The following is an 18,602-nucleotide window of genomic DNA, read 5'->3' as shown; positions in this document are numbered from 1 at the left end:
CTGGAGGCTGGCTGGCTTTCGACCGTTTCATGGCCCTGGCACTGTACGAGCCGGGCCTGGGCTACTACGCCAATGACACCGCCAAGTTCGGGCTTATGCCATCGTCGGGCAGCGATTTCGTGACCGCGCCCGAGATGTCCCCGGTCTTCGGCCAGCTGCTGGCCGCCCAGGTGGCCGAGGCGCTGCAGCGCACGCATACCCGCGAAGTCTGGGAGTTTGGTGCCGGCACGGGCGCGCTGGCGCTGCAGGTGCTGGACGAGCTGGCCGCCCTGGGCGTGCTGCCGGACCGCTACACCATCGTCGATCTGTCGGGCACGCTGCGCGCGCGCCAGCAGCTCAGGCTGGTGAAGTACGAAGGACTGGTGCACTGGGCCGATGCCCTGCCCGAGCGGCTCGAAGGCGTGGTCATCGGCAACGAGGTGCTGGATGCCATGCCCGTGCAACTGCTGGTGCGCAAGGCAGGTGTCTGGCACGAGCGCGGCGTGGTGCTGCAGCCGGACGGCAGTCTGGGCTGGGAAGACAGGCCCACGCAGCTGCGCCCGCCGATGGACATCGAGGGCGAGCACGATTACCTGACCGAAATCCACCCGCAGGGCGAGGCCTTCATTCGCACGCTGGGCGAGCGCATGGCGCGCGGCGCGGCATTTTTCATCGACTACGGCTTTGGCGAATCCGAGTATTTCCACCCGCAGCGCCACATGGGCACCCTGGTGTGCCACCGGCTGCACAAGGTGGACGACGACCCGCTGGCCGAGGTCGGCCTCAAGGACATCACGGCCCATGTGAACTTCACGGGCACGGCCGTGGCCGCGCAGGAGGCCGGCTTCGAGGTGCTGGGCTATACCTCCCAGGCCCACTTCCTCATCAACTGCGGCCTGGGACCCAAGCTCGACGCCCTGGCCCAGGGGCCGCGCGCCATGGCCACCAAGCTGATGATGGAGCACGAGATGGGCGAGCTGTTCAAGGTCATCGGCCTGGCCAAGGGCGTGGAGCCCTGGGACGCCATGGGCTTTGTGCGCGGCGACCGCACGCACCGCCTGTAGCCGCCGGCCAGAGCTCCGCCCCGGGCCTCAGCGCTGGACGCTGCGGCCGTTGCTCACCTCGTAGGCCGTCTGGTCCTTGAGGTTGATGCGGTAGATCTCGCGCGTGACGTTGCCCGAGAAACCCAGCTCCACGATGGACAGGTTCTCGAACGTGGTCGTGAAGCCGCTGGGCAGGATGCGGTTCAGGCGCGCGGCGGTCTCGCCCATGGCGCGCTCGATCTCGGGCGTGAAGGTGGCTTCGCTGTAGACCAGGGTGTTGTGCGGGTTGTGGCTGCGCACCTCCTTGCCGGCCTGCACCTGGTTGATGCCGCTGACGCCCACGCTTTGCACCATGGTCTTGGCCGAATCGTTCATGCGGGCATAGACGGGCCCCGTCACGCGCGGCAGCGGGCCGTCGCGCAGCGGTGCCATGGCGGCGGTGGCGCGGGTGTTGAAGTCCATCATGGCCTCGTAGGCCGGGCCGGACTTGACGATGCCCAGGTCCAGCCACCACGGCTTGCCGGCGCCCTTGGCGGCCTCGGTGGTGTAGAAATTCTTCAGGTGCACGTCCTGCAGCACGGGCGGCAATGCCGGCAGGGCGGCCAGCATCTTGCGCGGCGTGGACGGGTCGGCGCTGTGGATATGCACTACGGTGACATGGGGCAGGTTGAAGGTGTTGGCCTCGGCCACCAGCTTCAGGCGCAGCAACTGCTCGTGCACCACGGGCGTGACCTGGCTGTCCATGATGGCCGTGGCATCGGCCGGCAGGCGATATACCAGGCCATAGGTGGCCTGATGGGTGCGGAAATCGCTGCGCTGCAGGGCGCTGTTGTCGATGGCGCCCGACGCTGCGGCTGCCGTGGTGGGGGCCGGAGCGCTGGCGCAGGCCGCCAGCAGAGCGGCAGGCAGGATGGCGAGAAGAAGGCGCCTGGATGTGTGTTGCATGGTGGGGTTGTCTTGTTGCGGCATGGAGCCATGGAAGAAGGGGGCTTGTCGCGAATGGTCCCGAAGCCTCCCGCCACGGGACTTTCCCAATGTAGGGCGCCCATGTGTCCCGCCCATGACGCGCCGCCGCCGTACACTCGGCGCCATGATCCGCTGGCTCCTCGTCATCTTCCTGGCCCTGCTGCTGTTCAATGGCCTGCACGCCTGGCTGGAGCGCATAGGCCTGGGCCGCCTGCCGGGCGACTTCCGCTTTCGCCTGTTCGGCCGCGTGATTTTTCTGCCCATTGCCAGCACCGTGTTGCTCAGCGTGATTGCCGCCCTGATCGCCAAGCTGGTCTGAGCATGGCTTGAAGCACGGGCGCGCCGCCCGTATATGCAGGCATTGCCCCATGACTTCCGAACAAGAGGCCGCCCATGTCCGACAAGCTGCATTTCGTCTGCCCCCATTGCCACACCACCAACCGCATTGCGGCCGACCAGCTCGGCAGCGCGCCTGACTGCGGCAGCTGCCACCAGCCGCTGGTCACCGGCCAGCCCGTGGCGCTGGATGCGCAAAGCTTTGCCAGGCATGTGGGGCGCAGCCAGGCGCCGGTGGTGGTGGACTTCTGGGCGCCCTGGTGCGGCCCCTGCCGCATGATGGCGCCGGCCTTCGAGCAGGCGGCGCAGGCGCTGGCGCCCGGCGTGCAGCTGGCCAAGCTCGATACCGAGGCGCACCCCCACGCTGCCGCGCCCTGGAACATCCGCAGCATCCCGACCATGGTGGTGTTCAAGGAAGGACGCGAGATCGCCCGTGTCTCCGGCGCGCTGCCTGCCGGCGAGATCGTGCGCTGGGTGCGCTCGGTCGTCTGATGGTTGCCAGGCCGCAAGGACCGGGCGCCTTCAGGCCCTTCCTCAGGCCTGCACTTCACCCGGCAGATAGAAGCAATAGCCGCTGTTGCGCAGCGTCTTGACAGGCAGCTGCTGGCCGCTGGCCTCTTGCACCTTGCGCCTCAGCCGGCGCATCTGGGTGTCCAGGCGGCGCTGGTCGTAGACCAGATAGTCTCCACCCAGCGCCTGCACGATCTGGCGGCGGCTGACGCTGGCCCCTGCCTTGCCCATCAGGCAGTGCAGCACCAGCAGGTCCTGGTGTGACAGCGCCACAGGGGGCGAGGCGGGGGGCTGCAGGCGGCTGGGGCCAAGCTGCAGCAGCCACGGCGCCTGGCGCTGCTGCAGGCCCAGGCGCCGCACCAGGGCGGCCAGGGTGGCTTCCAGCTCGTCGAGATCGCAGCCTTTGCCCAGGTAGTGGTCGGCGCCGATCTCCAGGCCGTCGATGCGGTTGGCGCTGCTGTTGAGCGCGCTGAAGACGATGATGCCCAGTTGCTGGCCCTGCTGGCGCAGGCGCTGGATCAGCGCCAGGCCGTTGCCGTCGGGCAGGCCGATGTCGATGATGGCCAGCCGGTGGCGCCGCGCATCGAAATGGCGGTCGAACTCCTGCAGGCTGGCCACGCACTGCGGTGCATAGCCCAGGGATTCGAGGAACTCGCCCAGTTCATGGCGCAGCACGGGCTCGTCTTCGAGCAGGATCACATCAAGCATGGACTGGGAGGAGGGCAGGCGGGTGACAGCGCAGACAGCTGGTGTACGCTGGCGGCCCCGTGGTGGACTTCAGATGCGATATTACCGTGCAACCCTCATCGTGCTGGCCTGGCTGCTGTGCCCACTGCTGCTCCAGGCCCGGACCCTCGTGCTGGACCCCGATGTGCCCATGCAGGAGACCGCAGGGCAGTGGCAGCGGCTCGATGACGCTTCGGGCCTGCTCGATGTCCGGCAGGCCGACCTGGCGCCCGGGTGGAAGGCGATGCCAGGGCACCTGAACGCCAGCTTCACGCAGGCGGCGGTCTGGTTGCGCATGCCGCTGCAGGTGCAGCAGCCCGGCAGCTGGATGCTGTTGCTGGGCAATGCCCTGCTCGATGAGGTGGAGGTCCATGTGCGCCGGCCTGGCGACCCCTGGCAGCTGCTGGGGCGCAGTGGCGAAGAGATTTCGCGTCACGCCTGGCCGGTGGACTACCGCAGTCCCGCATTCCAGTTCGAACCTGCTGCCGCCGGGTCATACGAGTTGCTGGTGCGCCTGCGTGCGCGCAACGCGCTCGTCACCCGTATCGATCTGTGGCAGCGACTGGCGTTCGACAACCATACGCGGCGCGAGGCCCTCTCGTTCGGCCTGTACTTCGGGCTGTACCTGCTGTTGATTGGCGTGCAACTGGTGTTCTGGCTGGGCACGCGGGCTCCGGTGAGCGGCCTGTTTCTGGCCTATCTCAGCGTCTGCGTGCTCAATGAGGTGGTATCGCTGGGGCTGGTGCAGCAGTTGACGGGCCTGCCGGGTTTCTGGAGCGACCGCCTGCTGGGATGCGGCATTGCCGGCGCCCTGGCGATCTCCATGCAACTGGCCTGCAGGCAGTTGGAGCTGGCATCGCTGTATCCGCGGCTGGTACGCCAGAGCGTGCCGCTGCTGTGGCTGTTCAGCCTGTGCTGCATGCTGTTGGTGGTGTCGGGGCACTACTCGGCGGGCATGGTCCCGGTGCAGGCCATGACCCTGCCGCTGACCGTGGGCTTTCTCGCATTCGCCCTTTGGCTGTGGCGGCGCGGCCACGCCCCGGCACGGTTCTTCATGCTGGCGTTCGGCATCTTCTATGCCGGCGTGCTGATCTCTTTCCTGCGCAACCTGGGCTGGCTGCCCATGAACGCGCTGACCGCGCTGGTGTCCACGCATGCGTCCGCGCTGGGCACCATGGCGCACATGCTGCTGCTCAGTGGCTGGATCATCGGCGGATACGAGCGCAGGCGCCGCATTCGAGAGCACGAGCAGGTCCGGCTGGAGGCGGAACTGCGGCAGCGACAGTTGCGCGAAAGCGAACTCAGCGAGGCGCTGGCGCTGGAGCGCAGGGTGCGCCAGGAGCAGCGCGACTTTGTCGCCATGGTCTCGCACGAGCTGCGCACGCCGCTGGCCATCATCCTGACCAGTGCGCAGCAACTGGCGCGCAATCTGGCTGCACCGCCCGACAAGACGCTGGCACGCAGCCGCAACATCCGCGAAGCCGCCCAGCGCCTGCTGGCCCTGGTGGACGACTGCCTGGCCGACGACCGCATGGCCGACCCCCAGCCCCATGCCGAGCCGCGCCTGCAGCCGTGCGACCTGCATGCGCTGGTGGATGGCTTGTGCCTGGACTTTGCGCCCGGCCGCATCGTCTGCCAACTGGGCGGGGGCACGCAGCAATTGATCACCGATGCCGGCCTGCTGCGCATCGCGCTGCGCAATCTGCTGGCCAATGCAGACCGCCACACGCCCGAGGGCGAATCGGTCCGCCTGGACGTGACCAGGCAGGGCGAGGGTCTGGAGATCCAGGTCTCGAATCCGGCAGAGCCCATTGCCCAGGCGGACCAGGACCAGCTGTTCGAAAGGTATTACCGTGGCCGCAACGCCCAGCACCGGCCCGGCGCCGGGCTGGGGCTGTACCTGGTGCGGCGCATCGCCGAGCGGCTGGGCGGCAGCGTGGCCTTGTTGACGGCAGGAGGCGAGCAGCCCGTGTGCCTGCGACTGGTCCTGCCCGTGGCGCGAGCCTGATTCCCGTGTGTGGCGGCCTTTGCGCTCAGGCCGCCTGCGCCAGCCAATCTGCCACGGCCTGCGCGCGCGCCGCCTGCACGGCTTCGCCGATGGCCTTGCCCTGCTTGCCGCGCGCAGCGGCCTGGGCGGCGATGTCAGAGGTGGAGACGGACAGCGCTGCGGCCAGCGCTTCGCGCAGGCGGGCACGCTGGGGATAGGGCCGGTCTTCGAAACCCAGTCTTCCGCGTGCATCGCACTCACAGGCCATGAGCGCCTGCTCGAAGCGCGCGGGCTTGCGGATGGCGTCGCAGCGCTCCAGCAGGCGGACGATGGCGGCGCCGTTGAGTTCGCCGCTGCGGTGGATGTTGCCGTGCTCGCGCGCCACCACGTCGCCCAGTTCGCGGCAGTCCGTGGGCACGCGCAGACGCTCGCCCACTTTCTCGGCCAGCCGGGCGCTGCGCTGCTCATGGCCTATGTGGCGCGGCAGCACATCGGCCGGCGTCGTGCCCTTGCCCAGGTCGTGCACCAGGCAGGCGTAGCGCACGGGCAGCGGGGTGTCCAGCTGCGCGGCCATGTCCAGCACCATCATGGCGTGCACGCCGGTATCGACCTCGGGGTGGTACTCGGCGCGCTGGGGCACGCCCCACAGTCGCTCCAGCTCGGGCAGCAGCACGGCCAGCGCACCGCACTCGCGCAGCAGCTCGAACATGCGCGAGGGGCGGCGCTCCATCAGGCCACGGCTGATCTCCTGCCACACGCGCTCGGGCACCAGGGCATCCACCTCGCCGGCGGCCACCATCTCCTGCATCAGGGCCATGGTTTCCGGCGCCACCGTGAATTCGTGGAAACGTGCCGCGAAGCGCGCCACGCGCAGGATGCGCACCGGGTCTTCGCGGAAGGCCCCGGTCACATGGCGCAGCACCCGGGCCTGAAGATCGGCCTGGCCGTGGTAGGGGTCGGTGATGGCGCTTTCACCATCCCAGTCCGCAGGAGCGGCCATGGCATTGATGGTCAGGTCGCGCCGGGCCAGATCCTGCTCCAGCGTGACATCGGGCGCCGCCTGCACGACGAAACCCCGGTACCCCAGGCCGCTCTTGCGCTCGGTACGCGCCAGCGCGTATTCCTCGTGCGTCTCGGGATGGAGGAAGACCGGGAAGTCCCGCCCCACAGGCAGAAAGCCGCGCGCGGACATTTGTTCGGGCGTGGCGCCGACCACCACCCAGTCGCGGTCATGCACGGCCCGCCCCAAAAGACGGTCGCGCACCGCGCCGCCCACCATGTACACCTGAAATTCGCTCATGCCGCAATGGTAGGGCCTGGGCGGTGACATGATGGCGGGCTGCCTCCACGCACCGATGGAGTGCCGAGCGCATGCTTTCTTCCGGATTCTTTCTGGAGACACACTCAAGCAGCACCAGCCGGACGGCCGCTGCAATGGCTCCGCAACCGCGGCATTGCGCAGGCCGCGCCCACCCCAGCGCAGCAGTGCTCCGACTTTTGCTGGTGCGCCGCTCAGCCGGCCGCAGGCGCGCTGCGGTAGGGTTCCTCGAACGGCCGGAAATCGTGCTCGGCCAGTGCGCCCTGCACCCAGTCCTGCACGCCCGGCAAGGCGCGCACGCGGCGCACGTAGGCGTCGATGGCCGGGGCCAGCGGCAGCTCGTAGGTCGTCAGGCGCATGCACACGGGCGCGAAAAAGGCATCGACGATGCTGAACTGGTCATACAGCATGGGGCCGCTGGCCGTGGACAGCAGCGGCTGCCACAGCTCGGACAGGTGCTGGACATCGTCACGCAGGTCCGCGCGCTCGGCCCACAGCCGCGCGCCGACCTCGGGCAGCTGGGCCTCGATGTTCATGGGGCACAGCGAGCGCAGCGCGCCGAAGCCGCTGTGCATCTCGGCACAGAGGCTGCGCGCGCGGGCGCGGTTCAGGGCCAGGGTCGGCCACAGGTGTTTTTCAGGGAATTTCTCGGCCAGGTACTCGCAGATGGCCAGGCTGTCCCAGATGGCCATGCCTTCGTCCATGAGCACGGGCACGCGGCCCGAGGGAGACAGCGCGCGGGCGCGCTGCTTGAAGGCGGACTGCTCGTCGAAGCTGTCAAAGCGCAGCATGACTTCTTCGAAAGCAATGCCGGCCTGGCGCATCAGCACCCAGGGGCGCATGGACCAGGATGAGTAATTCTTGTTGCCGATATAGAGCGTGAGCATGGCCGCAACCTCCGCGATAGGCCCTACAGCTTAGCAAGCATGGCAGGAAAACCCATGTAGGAGCCGGGCGCTGCCTGGGCGCGCTCTAATGCGTGCCATGCAAAACGATAGCTCTTCCCCCCAGGCGCCAGCGGGGCGCCACACGGCTGCGCTGGTCCTGTTTTCCGGCGGCCAGGATTCGACCACCTGCCTGGCGCAGGCACTGTCGCTGTACGAGCGCGTCGAGACCCTGGGTTTCGACTACGGCCAGCGCCACAGCGTGGAAATGCAGGTGCGCCAGCAGGTGCGCGAGCGGCTGGCCAGGGACTTTCCCCAATGGGCACCGCGCCTGGGTGACGACCATGTTCTCTCGCTGGACGTGCTGCAGCAGATCGGCGGCTCCTCCCTGACCGAAGACGTGGCCTTCGCCATGCAGGCCGACGGCCTGCCCAACACCTTCGTGCCCGGCCGCAACCTGCTGTTCCTGACCCTGGCCGGCGCGCTGGCCTACCGTCGCGGCCTGTCGGTCATCGTCACCGGCGTCTGCGAGACCGACTACTCCGGCTACCCCGACTGCCGTGACGACACCATGAAGGCCATGCAGCTCGCCCTGAACCTGGGCCTGGAGCGGCGCCTGCGCATCGAAACCCCGCTCATGTGGATAGACAAGGCCCAGACCTGGCAAATGGCCCACGACCTGGGGGGCGACACCCTGGTGGACCTCATCCAGCGCGACACCCACACCTGCTACCAGGGCACGCGCGAGACGCTGCACGACTGGGGCTACGGCTGCGGAACCTGCCCCGCCTGCGACCTGCGAGCCCGCGGCTGGCATCAATGGCAGGCGCAGCGCGAGACAGCAAACTAAAGAAGCACAGCGCTAGAAACCGGCGCGGCCAAAAGCGAGGGACACCGAGCAAGGGCCGCCCCGCAGTGAGGGTGTCGTCCCCCTCCCCCGCGAAGCGGGCAGAGAGGGGGAAGGCGCGCAGCGCCTCAGGGGGTGCTTGTTCTACACCGGCCAGACGACTCCGTGGTCGTTCAAGATGGCGTCCAGGGGCAGGTCATGCGGCTCGGGCTCGAACTCGTCCACATAGCCGCAGCCGTAGCCCAGGCCCACGGTGAAGGGCCTGGGCTGCAGCTCGGCCAGGGTGCGGTCGTAGAAACCGCCGCCATAGCCCAGGCGGTAGCCACCGGCCGCGTAGCCCACGCAGGGCACGAACAGCAGGGTGGGGGTCAGGGTTTCGGTGTCCTTGGGCTTGGGAATGCCGTAAGCATCCTCTTCCATGGGACAGCCCGGGTACCAGGCGTGAAAGCTGAGTGTCTTACGCTGCTTGTCGATCACGGGCAATCCGATGCGGCGTCTTTGTGGGGTACCCTGTAGCTCGCCATCTTCCTTCCACCGGTGAAGCGCTGGCAGCGGGTCGAACTCCCCCTTGATCGGCCAATAGGCGCCGATGATGCTGTCGGGCCGCTGTATCAGCCAAAAGCGCATGACCTGCTGCAGCGCGTCGGCGCGCTGCAATCGGTCGGGAAGGTTGAGGCGCTGGTCTATCAAGCTGCGGCGCAGGGCTGCTTTGTCCATCAGATAATTTCCTCCATGCACTGGCTGAAGATTTTGACACCGCTTCTGGCGGCTTCCCTCTGGACCACCGCAGCCACGCCTGCGCTGGCGCAAAACCGTGGCGACGACGTCCTGCTGGAAATGCAGCAGGCCTTTCGCAAGGGCGACAAGGCCAAGCTCACGCAGCTGCTGCCTTCTGCGCGTGGCCATGTGCTCGAACCTTGGGCCGCCTATTGGGAACTCAAGGCCCGGCTCGAAGAAGCCAGTGCCGACGAGATTCTGGGGTTTTTCAAGCGCTGGCCCGGCACCTACCAGGAAGACCGGCTGCGCAATGACTGGCTGCTGCTGCTGGGGCAGCGGCGCGACTGGGGCATGTTCGATCAGGTGCACGGGGCGTTTCGCATGCGCGATGACCGTTCCGTCAACTGCTATGCCCTGCTGATCGACAACCTCAAGGGCCAGCCTGCCGCCAATCTTGGCCAGCAGGTCCGCGACCTGTGGTGGGCCCAGCGCGACGCCGACGACGGCTGCACCTATGCTGCCGGCGAGCTGTACGCAGCCAAGCAGATCAGCGAGCCCGAAGTCTGGCGCAAGGCACGCCAGTCGGCCGAGGCCAATCGCCAGAAGGCCACGCGCGATGCCGTGGCCATCGTCGCGCCCGAGGCCCTGCCCCAGGTGGCGCAGGTATTCGCCTCGCCGGCGAAATACCTTGCCGGGCAGACGCGCGTGCGCGGTGCCGTGCCCAAGGAACTGGCGCTGCTGGCGCTGATCCGCATGGCGTCCAGCGACCCGGCGGCGGCGGCCACCCAGCTGGAAGGCGGCTGGGGTGCCCGGCTGACGGCCGAAGAGAACAACTGGGCCTGGGGCGTGATCGGCAAGCAGGCCGCGCTCAAGCTGCAGCCCGAGGCTGCGGCCTATTTCGGCAAGGTGCGCAAGGACGGCGATCTCAGCGACGAACTGCTGGGTTGGAAGGTGCGTGCCGCGTTGCGTGCAGGCGACTGGCGCACGGTGCGCCGTGCCATCGACGCCATGGGGCCTGAGCGCACCGAACACACATGGACCTACTGGAAGGCCCGCGCCCTGCTGTCGGGCCGCCCCAGCGAGCAGGAGCGCTCCGAGGCGCGCCAGCTGCTGGAGGACATGGCCGGCCCCGGCAGTTTCTACGAGCAGCTGGCGCTGGAGGACATCGGCCAGCGCGTGACGGCCCCACCGCCGCCTGCGCCGCCCACGGCACAGGAGAAGGCCGCCGCCCGCGCCAACCCCAGCCTGGTGCGCGGCCTCTACGCCATCCAGAACGGCCTGCGCAGCGAAGGCGTGCGTGAATGGAACTACGCCACCAACCTGCACCAGGCCGGCGGCATGAACGACCGCGAACTGCTGGCCGCCGCCGACCTGGCCTGCCAGCAGCAGGTCTGGGACCGCTGCATCAACACCAGCGAGCGCACCCGCAGCTTTGCCGACTGGAGCCAGCGCTTTCCCATGCCCTTCCACGACACGGTGCTGGCGCGCTCGCGCTCCATCGGGCTGGACCCGGCCTACGTCTATGGACTGATCCGCCAGGAAAGCCGCTTCATCATGGATGCGCGCTCGGGCGTAGGCGCCTCGGGCCTGATGCAGGTCATGCCGGCCACGGCCCGGTGGACGGCGCGCAAGATCGGCATGACGGACTTTTCTCCGTCCATGATCAATGACCGCGATGTGAATATCACCATAGGCACCGCCTATCTGAAGCTGGCGCTGGACGATTTCGACGGCTCCATGGCGCTGGCTGCGGCCGGCTACAACGCCGGCCCCGGCCGCCCGCGCAACTGGCGCAACGGCCCGGTGCTCGACGCCGCCATCTGGGCCGAGAACGTGCCCTTCACCGAGACGCGCGACTATGTGAAGAAGGTGCTGTCCAACACCACCAACTACGCGGCGCTGATCACGGGCCAGCCCCAGTCGCTCAAGAGCCGCCTGGGCACCATCGGCCCGCGTGATGCGGCCACGCCCGACCCCAGCAAGGACCTGCCCTGAGCCGCACTTGACATTCCTGCGGGGTGCGGCGATGCCTGTCGGCGCTACACTTGGTTACCGACTGGCGGGCCGCATGCCGCGGCCCCGGATACCGCAGGGGTTTCAAGAATGACAACAACAGGGAGCCGCGCGGCCTGGGTCGCGCTGGGTCTTGCATGGGCGTGCACGGCGGCGGCGCAGCCCGTCTACAAATGGGTGGATGCCGAAGGGCGCACGCACTACGGTTCGCAGCTGCCCGTCGACCAGGCCGATGCCGGCCAGATCAAGGTCTCGCCCAATGGCAGCTCGGGCGCAGGCTCGGGCCGGTTTGGCGAAGAGCGCAATCCCGACGGCACGAAGAAGCTGCCCAGGCAGGTGCGCGAGTTGGCGGACGGCGTGGCCAAGGGCCTGAGCAAGGTCGATTCCAAGGAGGTGCCGCTGAACTGCGCAGCCGCCGTGGACAACATCCGCAGCCAGGTGGACACCATGGTCGAGAACGGCCAGAAAAACCTCAAGGGCGGCTACATCACGCAGGCGCAGTTCGATGCAACCGCGGGCAAGTTCCGCGAGGCGCGCACGCACGCCACGGTGGCCGACTGCCAGGCCTCCACGGGCCGCTCCAAGGCCATGTACCAGTGCATGTCCAACAGCTACAACCACCTGATCGGCTGCGCGGAAAAGCACAAGCCCTGAAGCGATCCGATCCCTCAGGTCTCGGCCCACATGCGCAGGAGGTTGTGATATTGGCCCGCGAGGCTGAGGGTTTCATCGGTCTCGCCCAGTTTTTCGCGCAGGCGCTGGATGGTCTGGTCCATCTCGAACAGCATGGCCCGGCGTGTGTCGTCGCGCACCATGCTTTGCGCCCAGAAGAAGGCGCACACGCGCTCGCCCCGGGTGACGGGCTCCACGCGGTGCAGGCTGGTGGAGGGATAGAGGATCAGGTCGCCGGCCGGCAGCTTGACCTCGTGCGTGCCGTAGGTGTCCACCACGACCAGCTCGCCGCCATCGTAGTCCTCGGGATCGCAGAGGAAGAGGGTGCAGGACACATCGGTGCGCATCCACTGCTGCGCGCCTGGCAGGCGCCGCGCCGCACCGTCCACGTGCAGGCCATAGGTTTCACTGTCCGCGTAGCGGTTGAACAGCGGCGACATGGTGCGCGCGGGCAGGGCGGCACTGAAGTACAGCGCATTGGCCGCCAGCGCCTGCTCGATGGTGCGGCCCTGCTCCAGTGCCACGGGCGAGTCTTCGGGCAACTGGCGGTTGCGCTTGACCCGGGCGCCTTGGCTGCCCGCCGTGGCACGGCCATCCACCCAGTCGGCGGCATCGATGGCTGTGCGGATCGCAGTGACCTGCTGGCGCGTGAGCACGTCGGGAATGTGCAGCATCATGGTGCGGGTCCTCCTCGCATGGAAAAAGCCCCGGCGGGGCCGGGGCGGTACTGGGATTGTCGGCGCTCTGCGCGCTGCAAGGCCGGCGCGGCGGCCCGTCTTGCATTCACTCAGAAGCGGAAGTTCGCGGACACGCGCACGGAGCGCGGCGTGCCCGGGAAATAGCGGTAGCCGCTCTTGTTGATGGCGCCCACATACTCCTTGTCGAACAGGTTGTAGAAGTTCAGCTGGATGTCGGCGTTCTTGTTGATGCGGTAGCTGGCCATGGCGTCGAAGACCCAGTAGGCATCGGTGAAGTTGGGCGTGCCCACGGCGCCGTCGGTGCCGCGCTTGAGTCCGCCCGAGTAGCGCGCCCCGCCAGCCAGCGTCAGGCCGAACGGGAACTGGTAGCTGGTCCACAGCGAGAAGGCGTTCTTGGGCGTATAGGTCAGGCCGCTGGAGCCGTCCTGCGCCACGGTGGCGCCCGTGTCCACCTTGGTGTCCTGCAGTGTGTAGCCGGCAGTCACGCCCCAGGCGGGCGTGATCTGGCCCGTGGCGCCCAGCTCCAGGCCCTGCACGATCTTCTTGCCGGTCTGTCCCACGGTGCCGTCAGGGTTGGTGACGATCTCGTTGGTGATCTCGGTGCGGAACAGCGCGCCTGTCAGCAGCAGGCGCTTGTCCATCAGCTCCCACTTGGTTCCCAGTTCGGCGGTCTTGGCCTTTTGCGGGTCCATGTTGGGGTTGTTGGCGTTGTTGGCGGCCGTGGACAGCGTGAAGTTGGCACCGCCCGGTGGCTGCTGCGACAGGGCGTAGTTCACGTACACGCTGCCATTGGGCGCGGGCTTGTAGAGGCCGCCGATCTTCCAGCTCAGCAGGGTGTCGGAGGCCTCCAGGCCCACGGCGCTGGGCAGCACGGTGCCTGCAGGATTGCTGCCGCAGGCCGGGCCGCTGCGGCCGCCGCAGACGGCGCGTGCGTCGTACTGCGTCTTGTAGCGGTCCAGGCGCAGGCCGGCGTTGGCCTGCCATTGCTCGTTGAACTTGAGCGTGTCGAAGGCGTACAGCGCGAAGGTGTCGGTCGAGCCCTTGCTGTCGGCGCCGTTGCGCGACCAGTTCAGGCCGGAGCTGGGCACCTGCGGGTCATAGAGGCTGGCATTGGGCCAGGCGCCCGTGGTGCCCGTGCCGTAGTTGCTCTGCTTTTCGCGCGTGATCTCCACCCCGGTGCTCAGCTCGTGCCGCACGCTGCCTGTCGCCAGCTTGGTCGTCAGGTTGGTCTGGTTGGTGACGATGTCGTTGACCTGGTTCTTGAAGGTCGGCAGGCTGCGTGACACGGTCCAGTCGGCGGGATTGCTGCTGTTGTTGCTGGACAGCGTCATGAAGGCCGTGAGCAGGTAGTCCTGCTTGGTGCGGCCCCAACGCGTGGTGTTGCGCAGCGTGGTGTCGGGCGTGAAGTCGTGCTCCACGCGCAGCGTGACCATGTCGGCCGTCACGTCGTCGTGGTCGGCGCTGGTGCCGTAGAAGCGGCTGGGGTCCACGGGGCGGCCCGCGTTCAGGCGCGCATCGGTGTTGCTGTAGCCGGGCAGGCCGATGGTGGGCACGCCGCCGTCCGGCACATTGCTTTGCTTGACGTGCAGCACGTTCAGATAGGTGCGCGTGTCGGTGTTCAGTCCGAAGGCGAACGACGGTGCGATGCCCCAGCGGTCATTGGCCACGCGGTCGCGGCCGGCGACGCCGGCGTCCTGCACCATGGCGTTGAGCCGGAAGGCCGCGCCGCCCATCCCGGTCAGGCTCTTGTTCCAGTCCACGGTGGAGCGCTTGTAGCTGCCCGAACCCGCGCCCACCGAGGCGCCGAAGCTGTCGGCCAGGCTGGGCTGCTTGGTGACCATGTTGATGGCGCCGGTGGGCGCGCTGCGGCCGTAGTCGGTGCTGGCCGGGCCCTTGGTGACTTCCACCTGCTCGGTGTTGAACACGTCGCGCGAGATGGAGCCCACGTCGCGCACGCCGTCCACATAGATGCTGTTGGAGGTGTCGAAGCCGCGCATGTAGATGGCATCACCCGTGCTGGTGTTGCCGTTCTCGCCCGCGTAGAAGGTGCCGGCGCCGGGCACGTTGCGCAGCGCCTCGGTCAGCGTGGTGGCGCCTTGTTCCTGCAGCACCTGCTCCTTGATGACGGAGATGGTCTGCGTCGTGTCCACCAGCGGCTGCGTGAACTTGGGGGAGGAGACCTGTGCGGGTTCGTAGCCGGTGCTGCGCGAGCCTTCGACGGTCACTTCCTTGAGGCTGGGCGCGGTCCTGGCGCTGGGCGTCTGTGTCTGGGCCACGGCCGGCAGGCCCAGGGTGGCCAGGGCCGCGGCTGCAGCGATGATGCCGGCCGACGGCGAGCGGCCAGCGCTGTCGTGTTTGCGGCTTTTGATGTACGAGTTGGAGTTCGCCATGGTTGAACGGAAAGCGGGATGGGCAGTGAACATGCTGGCTTGCTGGCCGGCGTTGCGCGGGCGGCTGGAGAGCTGTCTTGGCTTGCCGGTGCTGGCTGGATCAGGCAGTTTTGCCTGGATTGAGAATGGTAATGATTCCTAATAAAAATATAAGAATAATCTGATAAGTGAATGGATGGCCGTTGCCGCCCAGCAACAGCCCGGTCTCGGAACTTCAGCGTGGCGACCAGCCTGGCCGAGCGCGCCCCGCCCGGGATGTGGCGCGCGCCGCCGCTGTTCAGGCTGGCGATGTAACGCTGGTTGGCGAGGTTGTAGACGTTCAGCTGCAGGCTCAGGTTCGCGCTGAGCTCCCAGGCCATGAAGGCGTACAGCGCAAGGGTCTTGGTGTGGCCTTCGTTGATCTGGCCGGCATAGCGGATGTCCTGGCCCGTGATCGCATCGCTGACGCCGGGATCGTAGAGATTGGCGGGCGCCAGGGCGCCTGCGCCCGTACTCGGAACCCGAGGCGCCCTTGACGATCTCGATGTTGAAGGTGTCGCGCATCGGGCTGCCCAGGTTGCGCACGCGGTCGATGAAGATGCTGCCCGTGGTGCCGCAGCTGCGCAGTGCTTGCGGCCGGTGATGTGATTGGCGTGGTTTGCGCCTATCGCAGATCTGTTTCGTTCAGGCGTTGTGAACCCATTCGCCCTCGCGCTGCGCCGCGCCCGATTGCACCAGCGCATCCACCAGCGTGCGGCTCCAGTGCTCGGCGGTCTCGTGGCTGAAATAGCCTGCATGCAGCATGCCGAAGTAGGGCGTGGCGTCCAGCCAGGCCAGCAGTTCAGTGGTGCGCACGCGCTGCCAGTCCAGCAGCCGGTACTTGAGCAGCACCTTGGCCGCGTAGAGGGCATGGCGCTCGGGGGCGCGCACAAAGCCGTCCAGGCGGCGGCGCGCCGTGTCCAGCGCCGCGGCCACGCCCGTGAAAACGCCGCCGTGGCCGGGGACGATGGTGAGCGGGGCCAGGGCCTCGATCACATCCAGCGTGGCGGCCACTTCCTCGAAGGCCTGCAGGCCCTCGATTTCGGGAAACACCACGCCGAAGCCGTTTTCCCAGAGCGCATCGGCCGAGATCAGTGTGCGGCTGGCAGGCTCGAACAGGATGAGGGAGTGCGGGTCATGCCCCGGCGCGGCATGGATCTGCCAGTCGCGCCCGGCCAGCCGCACGCTGGCGCCGGGCTGCAGTACGCCAGTCAGCGCAAATGGCGGGCATTCCTGGCCGGTGGGTGTGTAGCTCAGCGCCTCGGGATTCCAGTGGCGCACGAATTCGGCCTGGCCCGGCGCGACATAGGTCCGGGCCTGCGGCCAGCGCGCCTGCAGTGCGGCATTGCCGCCGCAGTGGTCGCTGTGCAGATGGGTGTTGAGGATGCGCGCCAGCGGCTGGCCAGCCAGCGTCTGCTCGATCAGCAGCACGGTCTGATCGGCATGGCTGACGTAGCCGGTATCGACCACGGCCGCGCCGTCGTCCTGCGGATCGGCAGGGTCGGCCGCGAAGACGATGTTGTTGGCCGACAGCCAGCCGCGCTCCAGCACGGTCATGCCGGGGGGCAGCGCGGCGCTGTCGCTGGTTGGGGCGGAGGTTGTCATGAGGAGGTGGGCAGCTTTTGCCCGAGGCTAACAGCCGCAGGCAGCCACGGCTGACGCGTGGGCTACAGCTGCGGCCGTGCGGGTTTCAGGCGGGATCGCGCAGGGCGCGCCTGAGGATCTTGCCTACGTTGGTCTTGGGCAGTTCGTCGCGGAACTCCACCGTGCGCGGGCGCTTGTAGCCGGTGAGCTGGTCATGGCAAAAGCGCATGACCTGGTCCTCGGTCAGCGCCGGGTCGCTGCGCACCACGTAGACCTTGATGGCCTCGCCCTGGCGCTCGTCGGCCACGCCCACGGCCGCGCATTCGAGCACGCCGGGGCACATGGAGATCACGTTCTCCAGTTCGTTCGGATAGACGTTGAAGCCGCTGACCACCATCATGTCCTTCTTGCGGTCGATGATGCGGGTGTAGCCTTCCTGGTCCATCACGCCGATGTCGCCGGTACGCATGTAGCCGTCGGCCGTGAAGGCCTTGGCGGTCTCGTCAGGCTGGTTGTAGTAGCCGCGCATGACGTTGGGGCCCTTGATGCACAGCTCGCCGGCCTCGCCGGCCGGGAGATCGCGGCCTTCGTCGTCCTTGATGGCGATGGAGATGCCCGGCAGCGGCAGGCCGATGGTGCCGCTGAAGGCCGTGGCGGTGACGGGGTTGTTGGTGCCGATGGCGCAGGTCTCGCTCATGCCCCAGCCCTCGATCATCACGCTGCCCGTGACCTGCTGCCACTGGCGCGCCGTGCCCTCGCTGGCGGCCATGCCCCCGGCCTGCGACACGCGCAGCTGCGAGAAGTCCAGCTCGCGGAACTGGGCGTTGTTGAGCAGGGCGTTGAACAGGGTGTTGACGGCCGGCAGGATGTGGAAGGGCCGTTTCTGCAGCACCTTGACGAACTTGGGGATGTCGCGCGGATTGGGGATCAGGCTCAGGCTGGCCCCCATGCGCATGGCGAACAGGCTCACCGTGAGGGCGAAGATGTGGTACAGCGGCAGCGCCGCGATGATGTGCGTGTCCTGCGCGCTGACGCGCCCGTGCAGGGCCGGCGTGAACCAGGCATGCGCCTGCAGCGTGGCGGCCACGATGCAGCGGTGGGTGAGCACGGCACCCTTGGACAGCCCGGTGGTGCCGCCCGTGTATTGCAGGAAGGCCACCGAATCCAGTCCCGCCTGGCTGGGGCGCAGCTCTTTCTGGGCGCCGCGTGCCAGCGCCTGGGAAAAGGTCGTGACCTCGCGCACGGTGCCGCCCTCACCGTCCAGCGGCAGGCTGTAGGCCGGCACCATCTTGGCCAGGTGGCGCACGGCGAAGGTGATCCAGCTGCCATACATGCCGCCCAGCAGATCGCCCATGGCGGTGACGCAGACATGGCGGATGGCGCTGCGCTCGATCACGTCGGCCAGGGTGTGGGCGAAGTTCTCCAGGATGATGATGGCCGTGGCGCCCGAGTCCTTGAGCTGGTGCTCCAGCTCGCGCGGCGTGTACAGCGGATTGACGTTGACGCAGGTGTAGCCGGCGCGCAGCACGGCCGCCATGCTCACGGCGAACTGCGGCACATTGGGCAGCATGATGGCCACCCGCGCATCGGGCTCCAGCCCCAGTCCCTGCAGCCAGGCGCCCAGGCGCGTGGACAACTGGTCCAGCTCGCGGTAGCTCATCCAGCGGTCCATGCACACCGAAAAGGGCAGGTCCGCATGCTGGGTGAAGGCCTCCTCCAGCAGGTGTGTGAGCGAGCGGTATTGCTCGGGATGCACCTCGTGGGGCACATCGGCGGGATAGTTCTTGAGCCAGGGCGCAGCGTCCATGCAGGGTACCTTGGGTTGCTGGTGAGACAGGGGAACGGCAAAGGGGCAGGCGCCGGTCGGCCGGCCACCGCTGCGGCTGATTCTGGTCAGGCGGGTGCTTTGCGGTC

16 protein-coding genes are annotated in these 18,602 nt (G+C 67.8%); 7 read left to right on the top strand and 9 right to left on the bottom strand.

The window, feature by feature from the left end; translation table 11 throughout:
* Positions 1 to 29: 29 nt before the first annotated feature.
* Entirely contained in the window at positions 30 to 1,043 is a 1,014-nt protein-coding gene (locus tag ACF8LI_RS01035; RefSeq protein WP_392411710.1) for a class I SAM-dependent methyltransferase, read from the top strand.
* Positions 1,044 to 1,070: 27 nt separating this feature from the next.
* Here the strand turns inward: ACF8LI_RS01035 and ACF8LI_RS01030 are convergent, their stop codons facing one another.
* Positions 1,071 to 1,967 carry a hypothetical protein gene (locus ACF8LI_RS01030; RefSeq protein WP_238003706.1) on the bottom strand — a complete coding sequence of 299 codons (897 nt, stop codon included), beginning with the start codon at positions 1,965 to 1,967 and terminating at the stop codon, positions 1,071 to 1,073.
* Positions 1,968 to 2,112: 145 nt separating this feature from the next.
* Between ACF8LI_RS01030 and ACF8LI_RS01025 the strand changes: the two genes are divergently transcribed.
* Together ACF8LI_RS01025 and trxC are read left to right on the top strand one after the other, a co-directional pair.
* Positions 2,113 to 2,307, top strand: a complete 195-nt coding sequence (locus ACF8LI_RS01025; protein WP_012203183.1) for a DUF2905 domain-containing protein — start codon at positions 2,113 to 2,115, stop codon at positions 2,305 to 2,307.
* Positions 2,308 to 2,381: 74 nt separating this feature from the next.
* Complete coding sequence (trxC, locus tag ACF8LI_RS01020; RefSeq protein ID WP_349335504.1) at positions 2,382 to 2,816, top strand: thioredoxin TrxC; 435 nt, start codon at positions 2,382 to 2,384, stop codon at positions 2,814 to 2,816.
* Between the two features lie 42 nt (positions 2,817 to 2,858).
* Here trxC and ACF8LI_RS01015 read toward each other — a convergent pair whose 3' ends face one another.
* Positions 2,859 to 3,542: a response regulator transcription factor gene (locus tag ACF8LI_RS01015; protein WP_016446511.1), complete on the bottom strand. Its 684-nt coding sequence runs from the start codon at positions 3,540 to 3,542 to the stop codon at positions 2,859 to 2,861.
* A 73-nt stretch (positions 3,543 to 3,615) separates the two neighbouring features.
* Here ACF8LI_RS01015 and ACF8LI_RS01010 point away from each other — a divergent pair, with 73 nt between their 5' ends.
* Complete coding sequence (locus tag ACF8LI_RS01010; RefSeq protein WP_392411707.1) at positions 3,616 to 5,568, top strand: 7TM diverse intracellular signaling domain-containing protein; 1,953 nt, start codon at positions 3,616 to 3,618, stop codon at positions 5,566 to 5,568.
* Between the two features lie 25 nt (positions 5,569 to 5,593).
* Here ACF8LI_RS01010 and ACF8LI_RS01005 read toward each other — a convergent pair whose 3' ends face one another.
* Positions 5,594 to 6,847: a multifunctional CCA addition/repair protein gene (locus ACF8LI_RS01005; protein ID WP_392411705.1), complete on the bottom strand. Its 1,254-nt coding sequence runs from the start codon at positions 6,845 to 6,847 to the stop codon at positions 5,594 to 5,596.
* 212 nt (positions 6,848 to 7,059) lie between these two features.
* Positions 7,060 to 7,752, bottom strand: a complete 693-nt coding sequence (locus ACF8LI_RS01000; RefSeq protein ID WP_016446508.1) for a glutathione S-transferase family protein — start codon at positions 7,750 to 7,752, stop codon at positions 7,060 to 7,062.
* 88 nt (positions 7,753 to 7,840) lie between these two features.
* Here ACF8LI_RS01000 and queC point away from each other — a divergent pair, with 88 nt between their 5' ends.
* Positions 7,841 to 8,599, top strand: coding sequence for a 7-cyano-7-deazaguanine synthase QueC (gene queC, locus ACF8LI_RS00995; protein ID WP_061287150.1), 759 nt, complete (start codon positions 7,841 to 7,843; stop codon positions 8,597 to 8,599).
* Between the two features lie 141 nt (positions 8,600 to 8,740).
* Here the strand turns inward: queC and ACF8LI_RS00990 are convergent, their stop codons facing one another.
* A complete protein-coding gene (locus ACF8LI_RS00990; protein WP_016446506.1) occupies positions 8,741 to 9,313 on the bottom strand; it encodes a 5-formyltetrahydrofolate cyclo-ligase in 573 nt (190 codons plus the stop codon).
* 15 nt (positions 9,314 to 9,328) lie between these two features.
* On the opposite strand from ACF8LI_RS00990, the gene ACF8LI_RS00985 reads away from it, so the two are divergent.
* Positions 9,329 to 11,308 carry a lytic transglycosylase domain-containing protein gene (locus ACF8LI_RS00985; protein WP_016446505.1) on the top strand — a complete coding sequence of 660 codons (1,980 nt, stop codon included), beginning with the start codon at positions 9,329 to 9,331 and terminating at the stop codon, positions 11,306 to 11,308.
* A gap of 108 nt (positions 11,309 to 11,416) precedes the next feature.
* Entirely contained in the window at positions 11,417 to 11,980 is a 564-nt protein-coding gene (locus ACF8LI_RS00980; protein WP_047326228.1) for a DUF4124 domain-containing protein, read from the top strand.
* A 14-nt stretch (positions 11,981 to 11,994) separates the two neighbouring features.
* On the opposite strand, the gene ACF8LI_RS00975 is transcribed toward ACF8LI_RS00980, so the two are convergent.
* The 4 genes from ACF8LI_RS00975 to ACF8LI_RS00960 all read right to left on the bottom strand — a co-directional run bounded on the left by ACF8LI_RS00975 (position 11,995) and on the right by ACF8LI_RS00960 (position 18,495).
* Positions 11,995 to 12,675 carry a Fe2+-dependent dioxygenase gene (locus tag ACF8LI_RS00975; RefSeq protein WP_016446503.1) on the bottom strand — a complete coding sequence of 227 codons (681 nt, stop codon included), beginning with the start codon at positions 12,673 to 12,675 and terminating at the stop codon, positions 11,995 to 11,997.
* A gap of 110 nt (positions 12,676 to 12,785) precedes the next feature.
* Positions 12,786 to 15,086, bottom strand: coding sequence for a catecholate siderophore receptor Fiu (locus ACF8LI_RS00970; protein ID WP_392411703.1), 2,301 nt, complete (start codon positions 15,084 to 15,086; stop codon positions 12,786 to 12,788).
* Positions 15,087 to 15,749: 663 nt separating this feature from the next.
* Positions 15,750 to 16,709: an MBL fold metallo-hydrolase gene (locus ACF8LI_RS00965; protein WP_392411701.1), complete on the bottom strand. Its 960-nt coding sequence runs from the start codon at positions 16,707 to 16,709 to the stop codon at positions 15,750 to 15,752.
* 85 nt (positions 16,710 to 16,794) lie between these two features.
* A complete protein-coding gene (locus tag ACF8LI_RS00960) occupies positions 16,795 to 18,495 on the bottom strand; it encodes an AMP-binding protein (RefSeq protein ID WP_126311293.1) in 1,701 nt (566 codons plus the stop codon).
* Between the last annotated feature and the right edge of the window lie 107 nt (positions 18,496 to 18,602).

It is taken from the genome of Delftia sp. WSY_12, assembly GCF_043104645.1.
Lineage (GTDB): Bacteria > Pseudomonadota > Gammaproteobacteria > Burkholderiales > Burkholderiaceae_C > Comamonas > Comamonas tsuruhatensis.
Note: the sequence above shows the minus strand (reverse complement) of the source record. Positions and strands in the feature narration are given on the sequence as shown.

Coding starts and splice junctions, on each gene's coding strand:
- ACF8LI_RS01035 (WP_392411710.1), top strand. CDS start 30: ATGGCCCTGGCACTGTACGAGCCGGGCCTGGGCTACTACGCCAATGAC.
- ACF8LI_RS01030 (WP_238003706.1), bottom strand. CDS start 1,967: ATGCAACACACATCCAGGCGCCTTCTTCTCGCCATCCTGCCTGCCGCT.
- ACF8LI_RS01025 (WP_012203183.1), top strand. CDS start 2,113: ATGATCCGCTGGCTCCTCGTCATCTTCCTGGCCCTGCTGCTGTTCAAT.
- trxC (WP_349335504.1), top strand. CDS start 2,382: ATGTCCGACAAGCTGCATTTCGTCTGCCCCCATTGCCACACCACCAAC.
- ACF8LI_RS01015 (WP_016446511.1), bottom strand. CDS start 3,542: ATGCTTGATGTGATCCTGCTCGAAGACGAGCCCGTGCTGCGCCATGAA.
- ACF8LI_RS01010 (WP_392411707.1), top strand. CDS start 3,616: ATGCGATATTACCGTGCAACCCTCATCGTGCTGGCCTGGCTGCTGTGC.
- ACF8LI_RS01005 (WP_392411705.1), bottom strand. CDS start 6,847: ATGAGCGAATTTCAGGTGTACATGGTGGGCGGCGCGGTGCGCGACCGT.
- ACF8LI_RS01000 (WP_016446508.1), bottom strand. CDS start 7,752: ATGCTCACGCTCTATATCGGCAACAAGAATTACTCATCCTGGTCCATG.
- queC (WP_061287150.1), top strand. CDS start 7,841: ATGCGTGCCATGCAAAACGATAGCTCTTCCCCCCAGGCGCCAGCGGGG.
- ACF8LI_RS00990 (WP_016446506.1), bottom strand. CDS start 9,313: ATGGACAAAGCAGCCCTGCGCCGCAGCTTGATAGACCAGCGCCTCAAC.
- ACF8LI_RS00985 (WP_016446505.1), top strand. CDS start 9,329: ATGCACTGGCTGAAGATTTTGACACCGCTTCTGGCGGCTTCCCTCTGG.
- ACF8LI_RS00980 (WP_047326228.1), top strand. CDS start 11,417: ATGACAACAACAGGGAGCCGCGCGGCCTGGGTCGCGCTGGGTCTTGCA.
- ACF8LI_RS00975 (WP_016446503.1), bottom strand. CDS start 12,675: ATGATGCTGCACATTCCCGACGTGCTCACGCGCCAGCAGGTCACTGCG.
- ACF8LI_RS00970 (WP_392411703.1), bottom strand. CDS start 15,086: ATGGCGAACTCCAACTCGTACATCAAAAGCCGCAAACACGACAGCGCT.
- ACF8LI_RS00965 (WP_392411701.1), bottom strand. CDS start 16,709: ATGACAACCTCCGCCCCAACCAGCGACAGCGCCGCGCTGCCCCCCGGC.
- ACF8LI_RS00960 (WP_126311293.1), bottom strand. CDS start 18,495: ATGGACGCTGCGCCCTGGCTCAAGAACTATCCCGCCGATGTGCCCCAC.